General features: G+C 64.3%; 20 protein-coding genes and 2 pseudogenes. 7 read left to right on the top strand and 15 right to left on the bottom strand.

The window, feature by feature from the left end; genetic code table 11:
* Positions 1-54: 54 nt before the first annotated feature.
* Together N0D28_RS01895 and N0D28_RS01890 are read right to left on the bottom strand one after the other, a co-directional pair.
* The gene (locus N0D28_RS01895) at positions 55-513 is read right to left on the bottom strand and encodes a LapA family protein (RefSeq protein WP_260560720.1); all 459 of its coding nucleotides are present in this window, start codon (positions 511-513) and stop codon (positions 55-57) included.
* A 51-nt stretch (positions 514-564) separates the two neighbouring features.
* Entirely contained in the window at positions 565-1,884 is a 1,320-nt protein-coding gene (locus N0D28_RS01890; protein WP_260560719.1) for a thymidine phosphorylase, read from the bottom strand.
* A 56-nt stretch (positions 1,885-1,940) separates the two neighbouring features.
* On the opposite strand from N0D28_RS01890, the pseudogene N0D28_RS15550 reads away from it, so the two are divergent.
* Positions 1,941-2,477: pseudogene (locus tag N0D28_RS15550) on the top strand (low affinity iron permease family protein).
* Positions 2,478-2,576: 99 nt separating this feature from the next.
* Positions 2,577-4,073 (top strand): 30S ribosomal protein S12 methylthiotransferase RimO, encoded by a 1,497-nt coding sequence (rimO, locus tag N0D28_RS01880; protein ID WP_260560718.1) that lies wholly within the window; start codon positions 2,577-2,579, stop codon positions 4,071-4,073.
* A 4-nt stretch (positions 4,074-4,077) separates the two neighbouring features.
* Here rimO and N0D28_RS01875 read toward each other — a convergent pair whose 3' ends face one another.
* Positions 4,078-4,833: an SDR family NAD(P)-dependent oxidoreductase gene (locus N0D28_RS01875; RefSeq protein ID WP_260560717.1), complete on the bottom strand. Its 756-nt coding sequence runs from the start codon at positions 4,831-4,833 to the stop codon at positions 4,078-4,080.
* Between the two features lie 62 nt (positions 4,834-4,895).
* Here N0D28_RS01875 and N0D28_RS01870 point away from each other — a divergent pair, with 62 nt between their 5' ends.
* Positions 4,896-5,573: an N-acetylmannosamine-6-phosphate 2-epimerase gene (locus tag N0D28_RS01870; protein ID WP_260560716.1), complete on the top strand. Its 678-nt coding sequence runs from the start codon at positions 4,896-4,898 to the stop codon at positions 5,571-5,573.
* A gap of 12 nt (positions 5,574-5,585) precedes the next feature.
* The gene (locus tag N0D28_RS01865; protein ID WP_260560715.1) at positions 5,586-6,383 is read left to right on the top strand and encodes a GNAT family N-acetyltransferase; all 798 of its coding nucleotides are present in this window, start codon (positions 5,586-5,588) and stop codon (positions 6,381-6,383) included.
* On the opposite strand, the gene N0D28_RS01860 is transcribed toward N0D28_RS01865, so the two are convergent.
* The 3 genes from N0D28_RS01860 to N0D28_RS01850 are packed head-to-tail and all read right to left on the bottom strand — an operon-like array spanning position 6,380 to position 8,210.
* Positions 6,380-7,063, bottom strand: coding sequence for a tRNA (adenine(22)-N(1))-methyltransferase (locus N0D28_RS01860; protein WP_260560714.1), 684 nt, complete (start codon positions 7,061-7,063; stop codon positions 6,380-6,382). The genes N0D28_RS01865 and N0D28_RS01860 overlap by 4 nt on opposite strands.
* Entirely contained in the window at positions 7,060-7,617 is a 558-nt protein-coding gene (locus N0D28_RS01855) for a YqhA family protein (protein WP_260560713.1), read from the bottom strand. Before N0D28_RS01855 ends, N0D28_RS01860 begins: the two co-directional genes overlap by 4 nt.
* 20 nt (positions 7,618-7,637) lie before the next feature.
* Positions 7,638-8,210: an MOSC domain-containing protein gene (locus N0D28_RS01850; protein ID WP_260560712.1), complete on the bottom strand. Its 573-nt coding sequence runs from the start codon at positions 8,208-8,210 to the stop codon at positions 7,638-7,640.
* Between the two features lie 164 nt (positions 8,211-8,374).
* Between N0D28_RS01850 and tyrS the strand changes: the two genes are divergently transcribed.
* Positions 8,375-9,610: a tyrosine--tRNA ligase gene (tyrS, locus tag N0D28_RS01845; protein ID WP_260560711.1), complete on the top strand. Its 1,236-nt coding sequence runs from the start codon at positions 8,375-8,377 to the stop codon at positions 9,608-9,610.
* Between the two features lie 227 nt (positions 9,611-9,837).
* On the opposite strand, the gene pyk is transcribed toward tyrS, so the two are convergent.
* The 6 genes from pyk to N0D28_RS01815 form a co-directional block, all read right to left on the bottom strand.
* Positions 9,838-11,262: a pyruvate kinase gene (gene pyk, locus N0D28_RS01840; RefSeq protein ID WP_260560710.1), complete on the bottom strand. Its 1,425-nt coding sequence runs from the start codon at positions 11,260-11,262 to the stop codon at positions 9,838-9,840.
* Between the two features lie 130 nt (positions 11,263-11,392).
* The gene (gene eno / locus N0D28_RS01835) at positions 11,393-12,661 is read right to left on the bottom strand and encodes a phosphopyruvate hydratase (protein ID WP_260560709.1); all 1,269 of its coding nucleotides are present in this window, start codon (positions 12,659-12,661) and stop codon (positions 11,393-11,395) included.
* 153 nt (positions 12,662-12,814) lie between these two features.
* On the bottom strand, positions 12,815-13,897 hold the full coding sequence (gene dnaN / locus N0D28_RS01830; RefSeq protein WP_260560708.1) for a DNA polymerase III subunit beta: 1,083 nt from the start codon (positions 13,895-13,897) through the stop codon (positions 12,815-12,817).
* Positions 13,898-14,294: 397 nt separating this feature from the next.
* Positions 14,295-15,653 carry a chromosomal replication initiator protein DnaA gene (dnaA, locus tag N0D28_RS01825; RefSeq protein ID WP_260560707.1) on the bottom strand — a complete coding sequence of 453 codons (1,359 nt, stop codon included), beginning with the start codon at positions 15,651-15,653 and terminating at the stop codon, positions 14,295-14,297.
* 243 nt (positions 15,654-15,896) lie between these two features.
* The gene (locus N0D28_RS01820; protein ID WP_260560706.1) at positions 15,897-16,091 is read right to left on the bottom strand and encodes a hypothetical protein; all 195 of its coding nucleotides are present in this window, start codon (positions 16,089-16,091) and stop codon (positions 15,897-15,899) included.
* Positions 16,092-16,159: 68 nt separating this feature from the next.
* On the bottom strand, positions 16,160-16,372 hold the full coding sequence (locus tag N0D28_RS01815; protein ID WP_260560705.1) for a hypothetical protein: 213 nt from the start codon (positions 16,370-16,372) through the stop codon (positions 16,160-16,162).
* Between the two features lie 175 nt (positions 16,373-16,547).
* Here N0D28_RS01815 and N0D28_RS01810 point away from each other — a divergent pair, with 175 nt between their 5' ends.
* Complete coding sequence (locus N0D28_RS01810) at positions 16,548-17,225, top strand: phosphatase PAP2 family protein (protein ID WP_260560704.1); 678 nt, start codon at positions 16,548-16,550, stop codon at positions 17,223-17,225.
* 25 nt (positions 17,226-17,250) lie between these two features.
* Here the strand turns inward: N0D28_RS01810 and N0D28_RS01805 are convergent, their stop codons facing one another.
* Both N0D28_RS01805 and ypfJ read right to left on the bottom strand, forming a co-directional pair.
* Positions 17,251-17,955, bottom strand: coding sequence for a M48 family metallopeptidase (locus N0D28_RS01805; protein ID WP_260560703.1), 705 nt, complete (start codon positions 17,953-17,955; stop codon positions 17,251-17,253).
* Positions 17,956-18,043: 88 nt separating this feature from the next.
* Complete coding sequence (ypfJ, locus tag N0D28_RS01800; protein ID WP_260560702.1) at positions 18,044-18,958, bottom strand: KPN_02809 family neutral zinc metallopeptidase; 915 nt, start codon at positions 18,956-18,958, stop codon at positions 18,044-18,046.
* A gap of 146 nt (positions 18,959-19,104) precedes the next feature.
* On the opposite strand from ypfJ, the gene N0D28_RS01795 reads away from it, so the two are divergent.
* The gene (locus N0D28_RS01795; RefSeq protein WP_260560701.1) at positions 19,105-19,773 is read left to right on the top strand and encodes a flavin reductase family protein; all 669 of its coding nucleotides are present in this window, start codon (positions 19,105-19,107) and stop codon (positions 19,771-19,773) included.
* A gap of 10 nt (positions 19,774-19,783) precedes the next feature.
* Here N0D28_RS01795 and tnpC read toward each other — a convergent pair.
* A pseudogene (tnpC, locus tag N0D28_RS01790) lies at positions 19,784-21,133 on the bottom strand (IS66 family transposase).
* Positions 21,134-21,137 lie beyond the last annotated feature (4 nt).

Below are 21,137 nucleotides of genomic sequence, written 5' to 3'. Positions count from 1 at the left end.
GAACCCGGTTCAAACTCCTGATCTGGCGTGCTGACTCCTGCGTGCTGGCCCGGCTCAGTCGCCCAGTTTGCGGCGCAGATAGGCGTTCAGGGCGCCCATTTCCTGGCTAAGCTGGGCCGACGTGACCACGCCATCTTTGTCCAGGCTCACGGCGCTGCTGGGCAAAGCGCGGCCCTGGGTGAGCTGGGCATCCAGACCGATGAAGCGCTTGTCGAGGCTGCTCTGAAGCTGCGCGAAGCGGCTGGCTTCCTGACTGTCCAGGCTCTGGCGCACCGAGTCGAGGTCGCGCAGCAGTTTGGCGGTGTCGGCCTCACGGCGCAGGGTACTGAAGCTGGCAGCCACATAGGCCAGCACCGCCACCAGAGCGCTGGTGATCAGCAGAATGAGGCCCAGCGGTCCGGTGTAGACGGCGAAGCCCATATTGATGTCGTGCACAGCCAGCAGCGAGGAAATGTTGAGCAGGCCGAACACCAGGTGCAGCACCAACACGATGATCAGCAGGATGAGACGCATGGATTAAGGGTAACAGAGTTGTCCGGCTGGGTTTGACCGGCGGCCCAGGGTCTATTCCACCCGCCCCAGAATCAGTTCCGGCACGTCCGGCTGAGTCTGGCCCACGCGAATGCCGCCGCGCAGCAAGGTCAGCGCCGTGTCCAGCCCGCGCCCGTCCCGGTGATAGATGCGGGCCAGCACCTCGCCCGCTGCCACCTTGTCGCCCGGCTTCTTCACCAGCTCCACGCCGACACCGTGATCGATCTGTTCGCCCTTGCGCTCGCGCCCGCCGCCCAGCACCAGCACCGCCTGGCCCACCGAGAAGGCGTCCACCGATTGCACGAAGCCGCCCGTTTCGGCCATCACCTCGGCGCGTCCAGGAGCCACGTCCAGCTTCCGGGGATCGTCGATGTAGGCGGGGTCGCCGCCCTGGGCCGCCACGAAGGCGCGGAATCTGGCCAGGGCCGAGCCGTCAGAGAGGGTTTGCCGGGCACGGGCCTCGGCAGACGGCGCGTCCTCGCCATACGCGCCCAGCGCCTCCACCGCCAGCGCCACGCACAGCTCGGTCAGATCGTGGGGGCCGTGCCCGTTCAGGGTCGCCATGGCCTCCTGCACCTCCAGGCTGTTTCCGGCGAAGTGGCCCAGCGGCGCGTCCATATCGGTCAGCACGGCACGCACTTTGCGGCCCGCGTGCGTCCCGATGTCCACCATCGCGCGGGCCAGTTCGCGCCCGTCGTCCAGCGTTTTCATGAAGGCACCCGCGCCCACCTTCACGTCCAGCACGATGGTCTGCGCGCCGCTGGCGAGTTTCTTGGACATGATGCTGCTGGCGATCAGCGGCAGGCAGTCGACGGTGGCGGTCACGTCGCGCAGGGCGTACAGCAGGCCGTCGGCGGGCGCGAGGTCCTTGCTCTGGCCCACCAATGCCAGGCCAATCTCACGGGCCTGCTTGAGAAAAGCCGCGTCCGTGAGTTCGCCGCTCCAGCCGCGAATACTCTCCAGCTTGTCAATGGTGCCGCCGGTGTGTGCCAGGCCGCGCCCGCTCATCTTGGCGACCGTCAGGCCCAGCGCGGCCAGCATCGGCGTCAGGATCAGGCTGGTCTTGTCGCCCACGCCGCCAGTCGAGTGCTTGTCCACCGTGTGGCTGAGGCTGCTCAGATCAAACTGCTCGCCGCTCCCCGCCATCACCAGCGTCAGGTCGGCCACCTCGCGGGCAGTCATGCCGCGTAGATAAACCGCCATCAGCCAGGCGCTGATCTGGTAATCCGGCACCTCGCCGCGCACGTAGCCCATGATCAGCGCTTCGAGTTCGGGGCGGGAATGCTCCAGGCCGTCGCGCTTTCTGGCGATCAGCTCGGGAATGTGAACAGCAACTTCGGAGTGGGCAGTCATGGCCCCAGCCTAGCGCCCGCTCAGCCACCAGGTGATTCGGCAGGCGGGCGATTCAAGTGAGGCTTGAGCGGAGGGCGCAAGCCCCCTGGAGCTTACTGACTTGGACCTGGCAGGCAGGTCCACATCCCACGATTGAATGCCTTTCTCAGACCTGCCAGACCCCGATCAACTCAACCCGGACGCCGCCCGCCCAGTCTGGAAGCCAAGTTTCAGACCTTCTCGCAGAACATCGCGGATTTCACCGGGCGGATTTCACAGGCAAGCCCACCGCCTTCGCTGTGACGCTGACGAGCGTGCTGGTCTGGGCCATCACCGGGCCGCTGATTCACTTTTCAGAGAACTGGTAACTGGTCATCAATACCGGCACCACCATCGTCACCTTTCCGATGGTGTTCCTGATTCAGAACGCTCGGAACAAAGACACCCGCAAGCTGCATGGCAAGCTCGACGCCGTGCTGCAAGAGCTGTGGGCCGAGCGCAGCATGATTCACGAACCTGAACTGCTGCAACTGACCCCCGACGACATCATGGAGGCAATATCATGGGGAGAGGGCGGCTGGGCGAGGACTGAGTGCAGTTCAGTCAGCATTTGACAGAAAGTCACCTTTGTTTCCTGTCCGCCCCGCTATACTCCTCGGTTGATGTGCGGCGTCCCACCTCTGGGCCAAGCCGCCCTGAGGAGAGAAAGCAACATGACTGCATTGTTAGAATCGGGCACCGAATTGACCGCGCCCAGCACCAAAAATAAAGTGGGCTTTATCAGCCTGGGCTGCCCCAAAGCGCTGGTCGATTCTGAGCGTATCCTGACCCAGCTCCGGGCCGAGGGCTACCAGATCGCCGACAATTACAATGAGGCCGATACGGTGATCGTCAACACCTGCGGCTTCATCACGCCCGCCGTGGAGGAGAGCCTGTCAGCCATCGGTGAGGCGCTGGACGCCACCGGGAAGGTCATCGTGACCGGCTGCCTGGGCGAGCGGCCCGACAAGATCCTGGCAAGGCATCCCAAGGTGGCCGCCATCACCGGCTCGGAAGCGGTGGACGACGTGATGCGGCATGTGCGTGAGCTGCTGCCGATGGAGCAGCACCCCTTCACGGATCTGCTGCCCACCGCCGCGCCGGGTTCGCGTCAACTGCCTGTCAGGGAAGACACCCGGCACGGCGACGTGTTCGCGCCGAGTGTGAAACTCACGCCGCGCCACTTCGCCTACCTCAAGATCGCCGAGGGGTGCAACCACACCTGCTCGTTTTGCATCATTCCCAAGCTGCGCGGCAAGCAGGTTAGCCGAGACGCCGGGGCGGTGCTCTACGAGGCCTACCGGCTCATCGCGGGCGGCACCAAGGAACTGGTGGTCATCTCGCAGGACACCAGCGCTTACGGGGTGGATGTTCGCTACCGCGAGAGCGAGTTTCAGGAAACCCAGGTGCGCGCCCACCTGACCGATCTGGCCGTCAAGCTGGGCGAGATGGGGGCCTGGGTACGGATGCACTACGTGTACCCCTATCCGCATGTGGAGAAGGTCGTGGAGCTGATGGCGGCGGGCAAGATCCTGCCGTATCTGGACGTGCCGCTTCAGCACGCCAGCCCCCGGATTCTCAAGCTGATGCGCCGCCCCGGTGCGGGCAAGCAGCTCGACACCATAAGGCGCTGGCGCGAGATCTGCCCTGACCTCACCATCCGCAGCACCTTCATCGTGGGCTTTCCCGGCGAGACTGAGGCCGACTTTCAGGAGTTGCTGACTTTTCTGGAAGAGGCCCGCCTGGACCGGGTGGGTGCCTTCCCGTATTCGGACGTGGAGGAAGCCGACGCCAACGCCCTCGCCAATCCTGTGCCGGAGGACGTGAAGCAGGAGCGCCTGGCACGCTTCATGGAAGTGGCCCAGCGCATCAGCGCCGAGAAGCTAGGCCAGAAGGTGGGCCGCCTTCTGCCGATCATCATCGACGAGTTCAACGACGACGAGGACGACGCGCCCGGCACCCGCTTGATCGGGCGGACCAAGGGCGACGCGCCGGGCATCGACGGCCAGGTGTATCTGTATGCGGGCGAATTCGCCGGACAGGTCAAGATCGGCGACATCGTGGAGGCCCGTATCGAGGAGAGTGACGAGTACGACCTCTTCGGGGAAGTGGTGGCGCGGCCCGAGTGGAAGCCGAACGTGCCGCAGATGGGGCATTTCGGGGGGCACTGACTCTCTAGACGGGCCGCCCCGCCATCATGAAGCTGGCAGTCATGCCGCCGTCAATGGGCACAATTGCTCCGGTGATGAACGCGGCGGCAGGCGAGGCCAGGAAGTACACCAGCTCGGCCACCTCCTGCGGCGTGCCGAGGCGGCGCAGGGCATGCAGGTCTTCGTAATCACGCTGGGTCTGCTGGGGATCGGTGCTGCCCGCCACTGAGTTGAGCAGGTTCTTGGTGGCAATCGCCCCCGGCGCGACGGCGTTGACGCGCAGGCCCCTCGGCGCGAGGTCAAGGCACATCGAACGGGTCAGGTTGATCAGCCCGGCCTTGCTTGACGTGTAAGCGACATTGTTCTGCTCGGCGAACAGGCCCTGCACGCTGGCGACGTTGACGATGGCGCTTCCCGGCGGCATCAGCGGCACGCAGGCCCTGGCAAGGCGCAGCGGGGCCGTCAGGTTCACGTCGAGTGCGCGCTGCCAGCCGTTCTCTGCCACGTCCATCAGCGAGCCACTGGCCCCCTGGTAGGCGGCGTTGTTGACCAGCACGTCCAGCCCGCCCCACTGCTCCTCGGCGACCTGCACGGCCCGTGCGATGTCGGCGGCGCTCGTCACGTCGCCTTGCAGGCACAGGGCATTCACCAGCGGCGCGGGCAGGTTGAGGTCGAGCAGCAAGGCCCGTGCGCCGCGCGCTACGAACAGTTCGGCAATCGCCCGGCCAATGCCCTGCGCCGCGCCGGTTACGAGAACCCTGGGTATCCAGTCGGTGGTCATTCGCGCAGCATGACACGCTTCCTCTGGCGCTGAACAGCTCGGAAACCGGCCATACTCTGTTCATGTCTTCAATGCTTGAAACCCTGGCCGGACAGCTCATCGTCAGCGTGCAGGCTGACGAGGGCAGTCCGCTGCGCGACACCCAGCAAATCGTGGCCCTTTGCCGGGCGGCGCTGCTCGGCGGCGCGGGAGGGTTGCGTCTGCGCTCAGCCCCCGATGTTGCGGCAGTGCGGGCCATCACCGCCGTGCCGATCATCGGGCTGACCAAACAGAGCCATCTGGGCAGCCCGGTGTACATCACCGCCACGCCGGGCGAGGCCCACGACATCGCCGCAGCGGGCGCGGACCTGGTGGCCTTCGACGCCACCGACTTGCCGCGCCCCTTCAGCGTGGCCGAACTCACCGGGGCCATTCACGAGGCAGGCGCGCTGGCGATGGCCGACATCAGCACGCTGGAGGAAGCGCAGGCCGCCTACGCCGCCGGAGCCGACATCGTCAGCACGACCATGAGCGGCTACACGCCCCACAGTCCTCAGCAGGACGCGCCGGACTTCGAGCTGATGGTGCAGCTCCGGGCGGCAGGCCTGACATTTGTGGCCGAGGGGCGGCTCAACACCCCCGAACTGGCGGTGCTGGCCCGGCAGCTCGGCGCGCACGCGGTGGTGGTCGGCAGCGCCATCACCCGGCCCGATGTCGTCACCAGCTGGTTTGCGCGGGCGCTGAGAGCGGATCAACCTTGATGAGGCTGAAGCATGGCTGATCAATTCAAAGAAACACTGCTCCAGGCTTACGACGCCCAGTTGCGCGAAGGAGCTGAAATGCTGTCCGCCGACAGCGTTGACCGGCTCGGCCCGCTGTGGCGCGGCAAGTCTGGAGACCAGGGCTTCGTTTCGTACCGCTCGCTGGACGGGTACGCCGACTCCACCCTCGACCGCCTGATTGCCGACACCATCGTCTACTACGCCGCCGATCTGCACATCCAGACCTTCGAGTGGAAGACACGCGGCCACGACGCGCCCGCTGACCTGCCGCAGCGGCTCACCGCCCAGGGATTGCAGGCCGAGAACCCCGAGACGGTCATGCTGGGAGAAGCGCAGGCGCTGGCCCGGCCCGTGAACCTGCCCGGCGGCGTGATTCTCCGGCGGATCGACCATCAGGCCGATCCCTCCCCGGACGTGGTGCGGGCGGCTAGGGCGCAGGCGCTGGCATTCGGCGCTCCCTCCAGCGCGAACGATCTGATGCGCCGCATCGAGAAGGGCGCGGGCCATGTCGAGGTCTGGGTGGCGGAAACGGCGCAGGAGGTGGTCTGTGTGGGCCGCCTGGAGATCATTCCCGGCACTGGGTTCGCCGGACTGTGGGGCGGCGGCACGCTGCCGGAGTGGCGGGGTCAGGGGCTTTACCGCGCCCTGACGGTGGCCCGCGCCCAGGCGGCGCTCAGCCGGGGTGTGCGTTATCTGCACAGTGACTGCACTGAATATTCCCGCCCGATTCTGGAGCGCGGCGGGATGACGCCGGTCACGACGACCACACCGTACATCTGGCGACGTTAAGGAGCGGAAGTGGGGGCGGCCAGCAGGAAGGCCAGCGCGTCTTGCACCACCCGCAACTCGCCCAGCACGCCTGGCCGCCCGTACACCGCTAACGCCGAGAACCGCCGCTCCTGTGCCCTGAGTTCGGCGTGCAGGTGCGGGTCGGCGGCCATCAGCAGATGCGGGCCGTATCTGAGTGCCGCCGCCTGCGGAACACCCGAATACGCCGGATCAGCGCCGGGGGCTTGCTCGAATTTCAGAACCGGGTAGCGCCAGAAGCCGGGAACCAGCGCCTCGGCAGTGAGGTGGTAGCCGTGAGTGGTGGCCCAGCGGCGCAGCGCTTCCGGCTCGGCGTTGGGCTGGAGAATCAGCGCACGGGGCAAGTGCGCGGCCCGTTCAAGAATGCCCAGCATGGTGCGTGCGCCCATGCCAGTGAGGCTGGCGCTCTGAATTTCGTTCGGCGCAATCGGTGCGAAGCCGTCGCCCTGCCGCACCTCGATCTGCTGACCCCGCCCCGCCCGCAGCACCGCCACTTGAGCGAGTTGCAGTGGGCCAGGGTGGAGTTCTGCGGCGATCACCTTGCGGCACCTTCCCGATTCGATCAGCGCCAGCGGCAGCGCAGCGTGGTCGGTGCCGATGTCGGCGTGCGTATCGGCACGGATGAAGGCCAGCACGGCGCTCAGGCGGGCGTCCAGAGTCACTCCTGTTCCGGCAGGGCGTCGCCCTCGCCCTGCTGCGGGTGAGCGCCGAGGCGGGCCAGGATGAAGCTGTAAGCGCCGATCGCCAGCATCACGGCAGCCACGCCCAGCCCGAAAGTCAGGATGCTGGCGCTACTCCCACCCTCCCACTCGATCGCCACACTGAAAAACTTGACGGCGAGCGCCACCACCACAATGCCCAACAACTTCTGCTTGAGGTCGTCGAAGGTGCGGATGTGCAGCCAGGCCGGAAGGTTCATGACCCGCCCCACGAACAGCGACTGCAACCCCAGGCTGATGATCAGCAGGGCCGTGGCGATCAGCAGGTTGTCGGTCTGCTCGATGGCCGCGACGAGCAGTTCCTTGCCGGTGCCCTCCTCGGCAAAATGCGGCAGCGCTTCCCAGATGACTGCCACCGTCCGGACTGTGCCGTTGACGAACAGCACCAGCGAGAACAAAAAGCTCGACAGCACCCCGAATTCCACAATCAGCCGGGTGAAGCCGAACAGGGCCGTGGCCGAGGTGCTGCCTGGTTTTCTGGGGGTGGGTGCGGCCATCGCTGCTCAGGATAGCCCCTTCAGAATAATGGGGCCAGGTCAATGGGAACCAGGGTGTCGCCCAGTCGGATCACGCCGCCGCGCACCACCCGCGCCGTCAGGCCGCCGTGCCCGCGCACCGCGTTGTAGCCGCCCATTCCCAGATTCTCCTCCATCCGCGAGCAGGGGTGGCACTCGCCGGTCGCCTCCAGCACGACCTCGCCGATCTGAAAGCGCCGGTCCTTGAGCGAGAGCAGCGAGATGCCCGAGATGACGATGTTGCGCCTGAGCATCTGGGGCGTGACCTCATCCAGCCCGGCGAGGGCGGCCATCACCGGGAAATGCTCGGCCTGAATCAGCGTGACCTGCCGCCTACCGGGGCCGCCAGGAACGGGCTGGGCGGACGGCTGGGCCACGTCCTCGCCGGGCTGCCCCGTCAGCGCCCGCAGGCGCGGCACACCCACCTTGCCGTGGTCACCCAGAATGCCCAGGTTCTCCACCACCTCCACCTCACTCACGCTGAGCGGCTCGGCCCGCCGTACTGGCCGGATCCCCAGCCACGCCACACGGCCGGGGCGCGGGAAGGTGCTTCGCAGTTCCTGCATGGTTCGCATCCCCACATGCTAGAGCCTGCTAGACTCGGGACATGAGGCGTTTGACCTGGCGTTCCTATCCACCCTGCCGCTGAGGTCAGGGTCAGGTCAAACACAGCCCGAACACCCCGAAAAGCGGCGCACTTCCAGGTTCAGGAAAGTGCGCCGCCGCTTCATGGAGACTTATGAACGAAATCCGCCGAAATTTGCCTATTGACCAACAGATCGACATTCTCAAACGCGGCGTCGTGGATCTGGTGTCGGAAGACGACCTGCGCCGCAAGCTCACGCGCAGCATCGAGACCGGCACACCGCTGCGGGTCAAGCTGGGGGCCGACCCGACCCGACCCGACCTTCACCTGGGGCACGCGGTCATCTTGCGCAAGATGCGGCAGTTTCAGGACCTGGGCCACACAGTCATCATGCTGATCGGCGATTTCACGGCCATCATCGGCGACCCCACCGGCAAGTCCAAGACCCGCCCGCCGCTGACCTTGGCAGAAACCCGTGCCAACGCCCAGAGCTACCTGGAACAGTGCAAGCTGATTTTGCGCCAGGAGCCGGAGGTCATGGAGCTGCGCTACAACGCCGAGTGGCTCGAACCGATGGGCTACGCCGACGTGATCCGGCTGGCCAGCCGCTACACCGTGGCCCGCATTCTGGAGCGCGACGACTTCACCAAACGACTCGCAGGCGGCGTGCCGATTGCCCTGCACGAACTGCTCTACCCACTGACACAGGGCTACGACTCGGTGGCGCTGCACGCCGACGTGGAACTGGGAGGCACCGATCAGTTGTTTAACAATCTGGTGGGCCGCGCCCTGCAGCGCGACTACGATCAGGAACCACAGGTCGTGATGACCCTGCCGCTGCTGGTGGGCCTGGACGGCACCGAGAAGATGTCCAAGAGCCTGGACAACTACATCGGCCTGACTGATGAGCCGCACATCATGTTCTCCAAGCTGATGAAGGTGCCGGATACGCTGCTGGAGAATTACTTCACCTTGCTGACCAACCTGCCCGCCGAGCAGATTCAAGCGCTGCTGGCCGGACATCCGGTGGAGGCGCACCGTGAGCTGGCCCGCCACGTCACCCGCGACTTTCACCCCGACGCCGATCTGGATGCGGCCCTGGAGCGGTTCCAGTCCGTCGCCAAAGGCGGCATCCCCGAGAATATTCCCAGCTTCACCGTTCTCAAATCAGATGCCACGCCGGAAGACACTTACCCCGCTGCCCGCCTGATGGTCACAGCGGGCCTGGAATCCTCCCTGGGGGCCGCACGACGCACCATCCAGGGCAAAGGTCTCAAGGTGAACGGCCAGACCTTCCTGGACCCTCAGGGAGCCCTGGCGCTTCCTGAGGGCGGACTGGTCATCCAGAAAGGCAAGGACAAGTTCGCCCGGATGCTGCCGGAAAGCTGACTGGATAAGACCAGAACGTGAGAAAGGGAAACGGCCATATCACCGTTTCCCTTAAATTTTTCTTGAAACTACGGGCAAAACCAAAAGTTATCCACAGGAGGGTGTGGATAAAACCCCGTGCCTGTGGATAAAAACCGCTGCTCTGTATGCTGACGCCGCGCTGACACGGTGTTTTTAGAATGGGTAACTCCGAGCTTCGTGTCAGCGCTCACTTTGACCGTCAGACTTCAGCGCCTGAGGGTTTCGACGCGCACCATGTTGGTGGTGCCCTGAACACCGAACGGCACGCCCGCCGTGATCACGTAGCGGTCACCCTCATCGGCCAGCTTGCTCTTGCGCAGTTCCGTGTTGGCGATTCGAACCATGTCGTCGGTGTCGCGGGGGTCTTCACTGAGCATCGGCACCACGCCCCATGAGAGGGCCAGCTGGCAGCGGGTCTGCTCGTTGGGCGTGAGGGCCAGCACCGCCAGATGGGGCCGGTTCTTGGCCACCCGCAGCGCCGCGCCACCGGTCTTGGTGAAGCTGACGATGGCCGCCGCGCCCAGGCGCTCGCCGATGTTGCAGGCTGACAGGGCGATGGCGTCCTGCGGCAGGCTGGTATCCATGCTGTTGGCGCGCATCACGTTGTAAGATTCGCTGCCCTCGGCTTCGCGGGCAATCCGGTCCATCATGGCCACCGATTCTACCGGGTACAGGCCCGCCGCCGACTCGGCAGACAGCATCACCGCGTCGGTGCCGTCGTAGATGGCGTTGGCCACGTCACTGGCCTCGGCACGGGTGGGGCGCGGCAGGCTGATCATGCTCTCCAGCATCTGGGTGGCCGTGATCACCGGCTTGCCCGCCTCGCGGCACAAGCGGATCAGTCGCTTCTGGATGGTCGGCACCTGCTCGGGGCGCATTTCCACGCCGAGGTCGCCGCGCGCCACCATGATGCCGTCCACTTCCTTGAGGATGTCGTCGAAGCGGTCCACCGCCTGGGGCTTTTCAATTTTGGCCATCAGCTTGGCCTTGGAGCCGAAGCGCGCCAGATAGTGCCGGGCCAGCAAGAGGTCGTCGCGGCTGCGCACGAAGCTCAGCGCCACCCAGTCCACGCCGAGTTCCGCGCCGAACTCCATGTCCTCCACGTCCTTGTCGGACAGGGCAGGCACGGCCAGGTCGGCCTCCGGCACGTTGATGCCCTTGTTGTTCTTGAGAACGCCGCCAATGACGACGGTCGTGTGAACGTCGTTACCACTCACGCCCTCGACGCGCAGGGCCATGTTGCCGTCGTCGAGCAGCAGGTTCATGCCCGGCTTCACGTCACCGAGCAGACCCTTGTAGGTGGTGCCCACGCGGGTCTCGTCACCCTCCACTTCGTCCATGGTGATGATGAACGGGTCGCCCGCATGCAGCGTCACCGCGCCTTCCTTGAAGCGGGCCACCCGGATCTTGGGGCCTTGCAGATCCTGCAAAATGCCGATGGCCACGCCCTTGCGCTTGGCGAGTTCGCGCACCATGTTGTAGGTTTCGCGGTGGTCTTCCTTGCTGCCGTGACTGAAATTCATGCGGACCACATTGAGGCCCGCGTCAATCATTTTTTCCAGCACTTCAGGGCTGCGGCTGGCAGGGCCGATGGTGGCGACGATCTTGGTGGCACGGTCAAAATGTTTCATAGCTCTCCATTTTTAGTCTGGAATCCCTTCCAAAAAGCAAGTTCAACATCAGGGAATAGGCATCAAGTCAAGCGTAAACCGCCAGCATTCAGCCAATAAAGAGCTGAACACTGACGGCCAGATGAAGTTCTTAGCGTAACGCCTTGCGGCCCAGAAACTGCGCCGCGCTGCCGAGTTCATCTTCAATTCTCAGGAGCTGGTTGTACTTGGCGATGCGGTCTGAGCGGCTGGCCGAGCCGGTCTTGATCTGCCCAGCGTTGGTGGCCACCGCCAGATCGGCGATGAAGGCGTCCTCAGATTCGCCGCTGCGGTGGCTGATGATGGTGCCGTAGCGGTTGCGCTTGGCCAGCTCGATGGCGTCGAGCGACTCGGTGAGGGTGCCGATCTGGTTGACTTTCACCAGGATGGCATTGGCCACGCCAGTGTCGATACCGCGCTGGAGCCGCTCAGGATTGGTCACGAACAGATCATCACCGACGAGCTGTATCTGGCCGCCGAGTCGGTCGGTCAGCAGCTTCCAGCCGTCCCAGTCGTCTTCACCGAGGCCGTCTTCAATGCTGACAATCGGGTAGCGGCTGGCCCAATCAGCCCAGAACTCCACCATCTCCTCGCTACTCAGCACCCGCCCCTCGGATTCGAGGTGGTACTTGCCGTCTTTGTACAGCTCAGCCACAGCAGGATCGAGCGCAATCGCCACGTCTTTGCCCGGCTCGTAGCCAGCCTTTTCAATGGCTTCCAACAGTACCTGCAAGGCTTCCTCATTGCTCTTCAGGTCAGGTGCAAAGCCGCCCTCATCACCGACGTTGGTGTTGTAGCCGCGCCCCGAGAGCACTTTTTTGAGGGTGTGGAAAATTTCCGCGCCGTAGCGCAGCGCTTCGCGGAAGTTGGGTGCGCCTACCGGCATCACCATGAACTCCTGAAAGTCCACCGAGTTGTCGGCGTGCGCTCCGCCGTTGATGACGTTCATCATCGGCAGCGGCAGCGTGCGGGCGTTGGCTCCGCCGAGGTAGCGGTACAGCGGAATATCGAGTTCGGCAGCGGCAGCGCGGGCCGTGGCCAGGCTGACGGCCAGAATGGCGTTGCCGCCCAGGCCGCTCTTGTTGGGGGTGCCGTCCAACTCCAGCATGGCAGCGTCAATCACGCTTTGCTGGCTTGCGTCCATCCCGGCCAGAGCGGGCGCAATCTTGTCGTTGACATTTTCAACGGCCTTCAGCACGCCCTTGCCCATGTAGCGCTTGCCACCGTCACGCAGCTCAATCGCTTCGTGGCTGCCGGTGCTGGCTCCCGAGGGCACGATGGCGCGGCCCATGTAGCCACTGTCGAGGTGCACTTCGGCTTCTACGGTGGGGTTCCCACGCGAGTCCAGCACTTCACGGGCTTTGATGTTTTCGATGTTCATGCGTCCTCCGGCAAAAATGATCAGCTGCGTTGGTCAGGGCGGCAACATCTCAGCCAAGCAGACTGCCCAGATGAAATGCGTACTTCCGACACTATACCGCGCTCCAAGCCGCGTGACGCCCAACCCGATCTAGAAATTCGCTTCGTCTCGGTCTCAGACCCGCAGCGGCACGACCACCGCGAGGTAACCGCCGTCACCGCTGGCCCTGAACATGGCCGGGCTGGTGGGGCCGGAAAAGCGCATCTCAGCGTCGCCCTCAATCGGGCCGAGCGCGTCGAGAACGTATTTGGCATTGAAGCCCAGGCTCATGGCCGGTTCGCTGCCCTCCTGGTGCACGTCCAGGGTGTCCTGACCGCGCCCATAGTCGCCCTCGGCAGCCAATCGCAACTTGCCCTCGCTGACCTGAAACTCGACCCGGTTGTTGGCATTCTTATCGGCCAGCACGGCCACCCGCGAGACGGCTTCCTTGAGCGCGGCGGCGGGCAGCGTCACGGTGAGCTTGATGTCGCGCGGAATGACCCGCTCGTAATCGGGGAAGTCGCCGTCAAGCAGCTTGACATTCATGCGGACCCGGTCGGTCTGGACACCGAGGAGGCCCTCGCCGTAGCTCAGATGCACCTCACCGTCACGCAGCACCCGCACCAGTTCGTCGGCACTGCGGGCCGGAATGATCATATTCCTGGCCTCACCGGGCGCGCTGAACTCGCGCAGGGCCAGCCGGAAGCCGTCGGAGGCCACCACCCGCGCCATCTGGCCGTTTTGCTCGACCTTGATCCCCCGGAACACTGCCTGGAACGCCTCGTTGCTGGCGGCGTAGCGCACGCTGGAAAGCGAGCGGGCCAGTTCCGAGGCGCTGAGGGTGGCGTCCACCTGCGAGGAAAACACCAGTTCGGGGTAAGCGTCGAGGTCGCCGGTTTGGAGCTTGAATTCCGAGCCGCTGGCCCGCACCGAGAGTTCCGAGCCACTGAGTTCGAGTTCAACGAGTTCGCCGCCCAGGTTACGCACGATCTGCGCCAGCAGGTGCGCTGGGACCACCAGCGACGCCGGTTGCTGAATTTCCGCTGCAACCACGCAACTGAGATCGATTTCGAGGTTGGTGCCGCTCAGTGTCAACCCACGTTCGTTGGCTTCAATTTTCAGCGCTGTGAGGAGGGGATTGCTGCTGCGGCTGGGAATAACCCGTTCGAGCAGGCCCAGTCCTTCGCTGAGGGTTTTCTTGGTGACGTGTGCTTGCATCTGGCTCCCATTCTGACAGCTTTTGACTTATGGAGGTTTTTCGGTCCTGACCCGTCTTCAATCTGGATGATAAGGGGCAAGGTCCCAAACCACTATTTTTAACCGATCTGTTTAACTAATAAATATAGTAGTAGTAGTAATAGGGCCTGTGGATACTGTGGATAAGTGCCCTGAAGCCGCGCTAGGCGCAGAAAAGTTATCCACAGTCCCCCTGTGGATAAGTGCCAAAACCTGTGGATAACCTGTGGATAACTTGGGCACTTATCCACAGGCTTAACTGACCCAGGGTTATCCACAAAGTTATCCACAGAAAAAAGGCACTTATCCACAGGTTATCCACAGGTTTATCCACAGAAAGTGAAAAGTGGCACCACCAGGCTAGACAATCTCTCATCTTTCAGAATCGGGTGCCCTGCACGTCATTTTCGAGATCGTCCAGGCCGCTGAGCTGGCGTCTGAGTTCATCGATGGTCAATGTAAGCTCGGCGTCTTTCTGGAGGTTGTCGGTGACTTTTGAAATGGCGTGCATGACCGTCGAGTGGTCGCGGTCGAAGAAGCTGCCGATTTCGGGAAGCGAGTGACTGGTGAGGTCGCGGATGAGGTACATGGCGATCTGGCGCGGTACCACCACCTCGCGCATGCGGCCCGACCCGCGCAGCACTTCGGCTCCGAGGCCGTAACGGGCCGCCACGGTTCGCAGCACGTCTTTCATCTCCACCTTGATCTCCAGTGGGGTGAAGACGTGCGAGAGCGCCTTGGCCGCCACCGCGCGCGAGAACGGCACGTTGTTGAGGCTGGCAAACGCCACCACCCGCATCATCGCGCCCTCCAACTCACGGATGTTGGCCGTAACCTGCCGGGCGATCAGTTCCAGCACGTCCTGCGGAATGTCGATGCGGTTGTGCTCGGCATTCATCTTGAGAATTGCCACCCGCGTTTCGTATTCCGGCGACTGGATATCAGTGATCAGGCCCCACTCGAAGCGGCTTCTCAGGCGGCCCTCGAGCGTCTGGATCTCGCGCGGTGGACGGTCGGAACTCAGGATGATCTGCTTATGGTTTTCGTAGAGCGCATTGAAGGTGTGGAAGAACTCCTCCTGGGTGCGTTCCTTGCCCGCCAGAAACTGAATATCGTCGACGAGCAGAAGATCCACGCTGCGGTAGCGGTTCCGAAACTGCGCCATCTTGTCGTCGCGAATGGCATTGATCAGATCGTTGGTAAACGACTCGGTGGAGACGTACTCGACCCGCTTACCAGGAAAACGCTCGGTCATGTAGTGGCCCACGGCGTGCATCAGGTGGGTCTTGCCCAGGCCCACGTCGCCGTAGATAAAGAGCGGGTTGTAGGCCTTGCCGGGTGACTCGGCCACCGCCAGCGCCGCCGCGTGGGCCAGATTGTTGTTGGGTCCCACCACGAAATTTTCGAAGATGTACTTGGGATTGAGGTTTGGCGCGGGCACCGGGGAGACTGGCGCGGCGCGGAGACTCGGACGCGGTGCGGCGGGCGGCGGCTCGGCCATCATCAAGGTGTCCTGGGCAGCGGGCAGCACCTGAAAGCTGACCTGCGGATTGCTTGCGCCCAGCGACCTCAGGGCGTCTTCGAGCAGTTCGAGGTAATGTTTTCTGAACCACTCCTGCGCGAAGCTGTTGCGCACACCCAGCACCAGTGCGCCCTGCTCCACGCCAATGGCCCGCACCGGGGCGAACCAAGTGTGGTATTCGACTTCTGAGATATTTTTGCGGACGTAAGCCTGCACGTCCGACCAGATTTCCTGCGAGATACGCTTACCTCCTGAGCTGGGCGAGACAAACCAACTCTCTGAGCAAGCCGCCTTCCACCGCCCAGATGCTGTGGTGTGGGGCGTCTCGCTGACCTGTGGGGCGCATCATAGCACCCGCTTTTCGCTTCGGTAGGGCCGCTACTGGCCCGCAGAAAATGGGCTGCAGAAGCTGAGGTACGGAAGCTGAGCCGTAGAAAACCTGTGGAGAGAAAATGAAGGTCAGGAGCCGAGGTGGTAGAGCGCGCCGCCGTTCCGGAACCAGACCTGTGAGGCCGCTTCGAGGCCCAGCGCCCTGGGGCCGTCGCCGGGCGCGTTGATGGCTTGGGCGTCAAGCTGGCCCCGGCGGGCAGATTCACGTGGACGCCCTGGCCGGAGGTGGTGTCCAGGCTCCACCTTACGGTTCCAAACATCCATGCACCACACCAAAGTGCCGCTGACTGTCAGCAGGCGCGGGTCACTCTCGCCCAGCGGGAATGCCTGGGTCAGCTGGCAGGGTCCAGGCGGATGATTGCTGGGCTGGTACAGCAGCGCGAGGAATGAAGGCTGCCGCCCGCTCCGGCGGTCAGGTCCTCGGCGTTGTCCTGCACCGAGTGAGACTGCTGCGCGCTGGACAGCGGGCCGGGGACATTGATGGTCGGTAACAGGCAGATCCGACCGCTGAAAGCCCGCAGGCGGCTGGCCTGGGATGCCGCCACTAGTGGCCACCGCTGAAGCGTCGGCACCGGAGCAGATCGGCGCTGCGGGCCGGGCGGCCCGTCCGGACGCTGAGCTGCAATGATAGACCTGGCACCAGGCTCTTACAGCCGCGCCTTAAGAAACGCCTTGTGCCCTCCCACGGACTCTGAGCGGAATCCGTATAAACTGACCTCCATGCTGCTCTGGACCCGCCAGCACTGGCGACAACTCCTCACCCTGGCCCTGCTGATCCTGCTGCCACTGTTCGTGCTGGGCAAGCTTGCCGACGACATCCGCGAGCGTGAGGTCTTCGGGTTTGATGCCCCCGTGACGCTGTGGCTGAGGGCCAATGCCCCGGCCTGGTTCCGGCAGGTGGCGCTGGTCCTGAGTGCCTTCGGCAGCGCCACCTGGATGACGCCGGTGAGCGCGCTGCTGCTGGTCGTCTTCTGGCGCAAGTCCGCCGCGATGGGGCGCTATTTTCTGTTCTCGCTAGGCGGCGTGATGCTGCTCAATATTCTGCTCAAGGCGCTGATTGGCCGGGTCCGTCCGCAGATCGTGGCCTGGCTGTGGCAGGAGGGCGACAAGAGTTTTCCGAGTGGTCACGCGACGATGGCTGCCGCCCTCACTGTGACGCTGGTGGCGCTGCTATGGCGCACTGGCTGGCGGTGGCCGCTGATCGTGGTCGGCACCCTCTACACCCTGCTGATGGGCACGGCGCGGGTCTATGTGGGCGTGCATTACCCCACCGATGTGCTGGGCGGCTGGGCACTGGGCGTCGGCTGGGCAGCGGGCACCGCGCTGGTGCTGTGGCCCCGGCTACGGCAGGCCCAGCAGCATGCCGAGCAGCCGGGTGCGGTGGCGCACGCCGACTGAGCCACCTTTTTTGAGCCGCTTCAGTTCAGTGCCAGGGCTGCATCAGCGCTGCGCCGTGCTCTTTGAGCCAGTGTTTGGCGGCCCGGTACTCGGGAAAGAGGCGCGCGACCTCGGCCCAGTAGCGCGGCGAGTGGTTGAGTTCGGCGAGGTGGGCGACCTCGTGGGCCGCCACGTAGCGCAGGATCTCCGGCGGAGCCATGAGCAGCCGCCAGTGCAGGCGCACCGCTCCCGCCGCTGTGCAGCTGCCCCAGCGGCCAGCGGCATTGGTGATCTTGACGGCGCTCAGCGGGCGGCCCCGGCCCAATTGGTCGGCGAAGTGCTGGACGATGGGCGTGAAGTGGCGGGGAGCCTCGGTTTTGTACCAGACTTCCACGGCACTGACGAGCGCCGCTGAGGGGGCGTGGAGGTCTGTGCCGACCTGCTGCGCCCGCTTGAGGTCCGGCAGCGCCCGCAGGATGAGCGCCTCGCCCAGCAGTGGCAGCACGAAACCGTCGGTAAGGAGCGCAGTCACCGGCTCACGCTGCTGGAGCCGGTGCAGGTGCCGCTCGGCCCAGGCGCGTTTGTCTTCCACAAAGCAGCGCAACTTGGCTTCCTCGGTGCGCTGCGGGGCGTAGACGGTCAGGCCCTGGGCCGTGACGCGCAGACTGACCGTGCGGCGCTGGCTGCGGCGGAGTTGCACCGGCAGGCCGCCCACCGAGAGGCCAGGCAGCAGGGGGAGGGGAGGGGACACCCTTACAGCTTAAGAGTGACAAGGGCCAGCAAAAAGCGCCCGAGTCACCCCGGACGCCCACAGATTTCCGGCTCGGCAGGTTCTCAGGTCAGAGGCTGCTGTACGCGCCCTTGAAGGTGTCGCACTGGTTGGGGTCGCCGCCCTTCAGACCGGTGGTGAACCATTTGGTGCGCTGAGCGGCGGTGCCGTGCGTGAACGAATCCGGCACGGCGTAGCCCCGGCCCTGCTTTTGCAGATTGTCGTCGCCGATGGCGCTGGCGGTGCTGAGGGCCTGCTGCACGTCGGTCTGGGTGATCTTGGTGTACTGGGCGGTCTTGTTGCCCCACACCCCGGCAAAGCAGTCGGCCTGAAGTTCCAGGCGCACGCTGACCTGATTGGCCGCCGCCTCGCTTTTGGCGCTGCGCTGGGCACGCTCGGCCTGATCTGAGATGCCCAGCTCGTTCTGGACATGGTGGCCGATCTCGTGGGCGATGACGTAGGCGTAGGCAAAGTCGCCGCCGCCGCCGAGTTTTTGCTTCATCTCGTCAAAGAAGCTGGTGTCGAGGTACACCTTGCTGTCGAGCGGGCAATAAAACGGCCCCACCGCGCTGTTGGCCGTGCCGCAGCCGCCCTGGGTTCTGCCGGAATAGAGCACCAGTGTCGGCGGGGTGTACTGCTTGCCCGCCGCCTGAAAGACCTTGGTCCAGACATCGTTGGTGCTGCCCAGAATCTTCTCCACGAACTGCCCGGTGATGTCGGCAGGCGGGGTGCTGGTCCGGGTCTGCCCCTGACTCTGCCGCTGGGGCTGTGATTGCGCTTGGGGCTGCGACTGCTGCACCGACCCGCCCGAATTGCCGCCGCCCAGGATGCTGCTGGGATCAATGCCGAAGAACATGGCGATCAGGGCGATGATGACGGCCCCGATGCCCCCCACCGCGACCCCGCCGCCGGGAATGCCGCCCCCGCCGCCTCCGCCGCGCCGGTCCTCGATGTTGCCGCTGCCCGGCAGGTTTTTCCAGTCCATGTTTGTGTCTCCTAGAAGGCTGATTGCAGAGATTTGTTGTCAGGCGTTCTTGTCTCCATTCTAGGCGGGTCAAACCTGACGGTGCATTCAGGAATCGTTGCGCCTTGCTGGGGTGCGGCCTGAGGTGTCAGGGGTAGGCTGAGGTCATGACCGATTCGCGTCTGACCTTCGATTTTTCTGCCCTGTCCACCGCCGAGCGCTACAAACTCGTCACCGGGGTGGTGGTGCCGCGCCCGATTGCCTGGGTCAGCACCTTCAACCCGGACGGCAGCGTCAACCTCGCGCCGTTCAGCTTCTTCGGGCTGATGGGGTCCGACCCGGCGGTGGTGGCCTTCTCGCCGGGTGACCGCGCTGCGGGCGTTCCCAAGGACACCGCCCGCAATATCGGCCCTGGGGGAGAGTTCGTGATCAATCTAGTGAGTTACGGCGCGGCCCAGGCCATGAACCTCAGCGCCACCGATTTTCCGGCAGATCAGGCCGAACCCGAGCACCTGGGCATCGCGCTCTCGGCGTCGGTGCGGGTCAAGGTGCCGCGTGTGTCACTCAGCCCGGCCAGCCTGGAGTGCCGCGAGGTCCAGACCGTCACCCTGGGCCACACCCGCATCGTGCTGGGCGAGGTGCTGGCCCTCAGCATCGCCGCCGAGCATATGCAGGACCCCGAGAAGCACTACGTGGACACGCCTTCGCTCGATCTGATCGGGCGCATGGGCGGGCGCGGCGGCTACGCGACCACCCGCGACGCCTTCGAGATTCCGCGTCTGACGTATCAGCAGTGGCTCTTAGAGCAGCCAGGCTCCGGGGATGACGACGCCTGACTGTAACTACTCAGCAGCAAAAACTAGGCATAATGATTTCACTGCGAAACACGCTGACGAGGCCATGCCAGACGCTCAATCCCTGCTTGTGGAGCGTCGAGATGTCACTCCGGATACGGGCGAAGTGCTGGCCGCCCTCCTTGGATCGGAAGCCCCCAGAGACCTTGCGTTTAACGCACCACGGCCTGATGTCCCGTTCGGCCTGATTGTTGTCAAAAGGCACACCTTCGTCGTGGAGGAAGCGCAGCACCGCCTCGCGGTGCTGCTGGCACCTCAGGGCCAGGTTGCGGCCTGGTGTCTGTTTCGTTCGGCCTCGTCTCCCAGGGACCGGAGGTGCTGGAGGATTGGCCTTCAGTCCAGCGTCCAGCAGGGCATCGAACTGCTGTTCGAAGGCGATCACGAGGTCGGGAGTGATCGTCCCATCCTTCTGCTGGTGGTACACCAGGCGCAGCGCGTCTCGCAGCTCTCCCGCCCATACTTGAGCGTGATGCTCGGCGAGGCCACGCAGTTCGCGCAGCAGGTGTGCCCCGCAGAGTGCGTGTTTCGCGGAGAGCTTGAACTACGTGCTTCAGGCGTCGTGCATCAGGATGCCCTTGAACTGCGGCAGGACATTCATGGCTTCCAGCGCGGCGAAGCCCCGCTGGGAATGCTGGCCATACAGGGTGAGCTGCGCGCAGCTCACGACATGCATCCACTGCAGCTTGCCGTTGACCTTGCTGCCGGTCTCATCGGCGTGCAGGACGGGTTGATTGAGCAGCGCGGCTTTGAGCTGTGTCTCGAAGTCGGTGAGGCGGTCAGCAGCCAATTGGAGGTTCAGGACAATGGTGCCTTCACTGGGATGCGCTCCACACAACGCTTCGAGGATCTCCGTGGTGCGTTCCAGCGGTATGAAGTGTGCCGCATTCAGGGAGACCGCCAGCCCATGAACCCGAGACCCGTACTGAACCCGGCCGGGAACGTCGTCAGGGAAGGATGCGTGCTGGCGGTGCCGACACCCTGGGCAGACCTTGACGTCCGCGCGGTACTCGGTCACCTGCAAACGCAGCTCTGGCAGGTCCATGACCTGCCGTGCTACGTGCCCTTGGGCACTGACGCTCTCCCACGCGTGTCCACAGGCGCAATATCCGGTCAACGGTAAGGAGACGACCTCATCCACGTGCTCCGCCATCTTGAGGGTCTTACCGACATGACCACGTTGAGCGCCAGAAGACCGGCCGGTCTTCTGGCGCTCACTCTTGGGTACCCACGGCTTGTCTTTGCTCGGTGGTTGACTGGACGTCGTGCTGTCCTGTGCCAACCGGGCCTCGAGGTCCCGGAGCCGTCCGAGCAACTGAGCCACCTGCGCTTCGAGTTCACGAATCCGG

The organism is Deinococcus rubellus, assembly GCF_025244745.1.
Taxonomy (GTDB): domain Bacteria; phylum Deinococcota; class Deinococci; order Deinococcales; family Deinococcaceae; genus Deinococcus; species Deinococcus rubellus.
The sequence above is the reverse complement of the archived record's forward strand: the minus strand, read 5'-3'. Positions and strand labels throughout refer to the sequence as shown.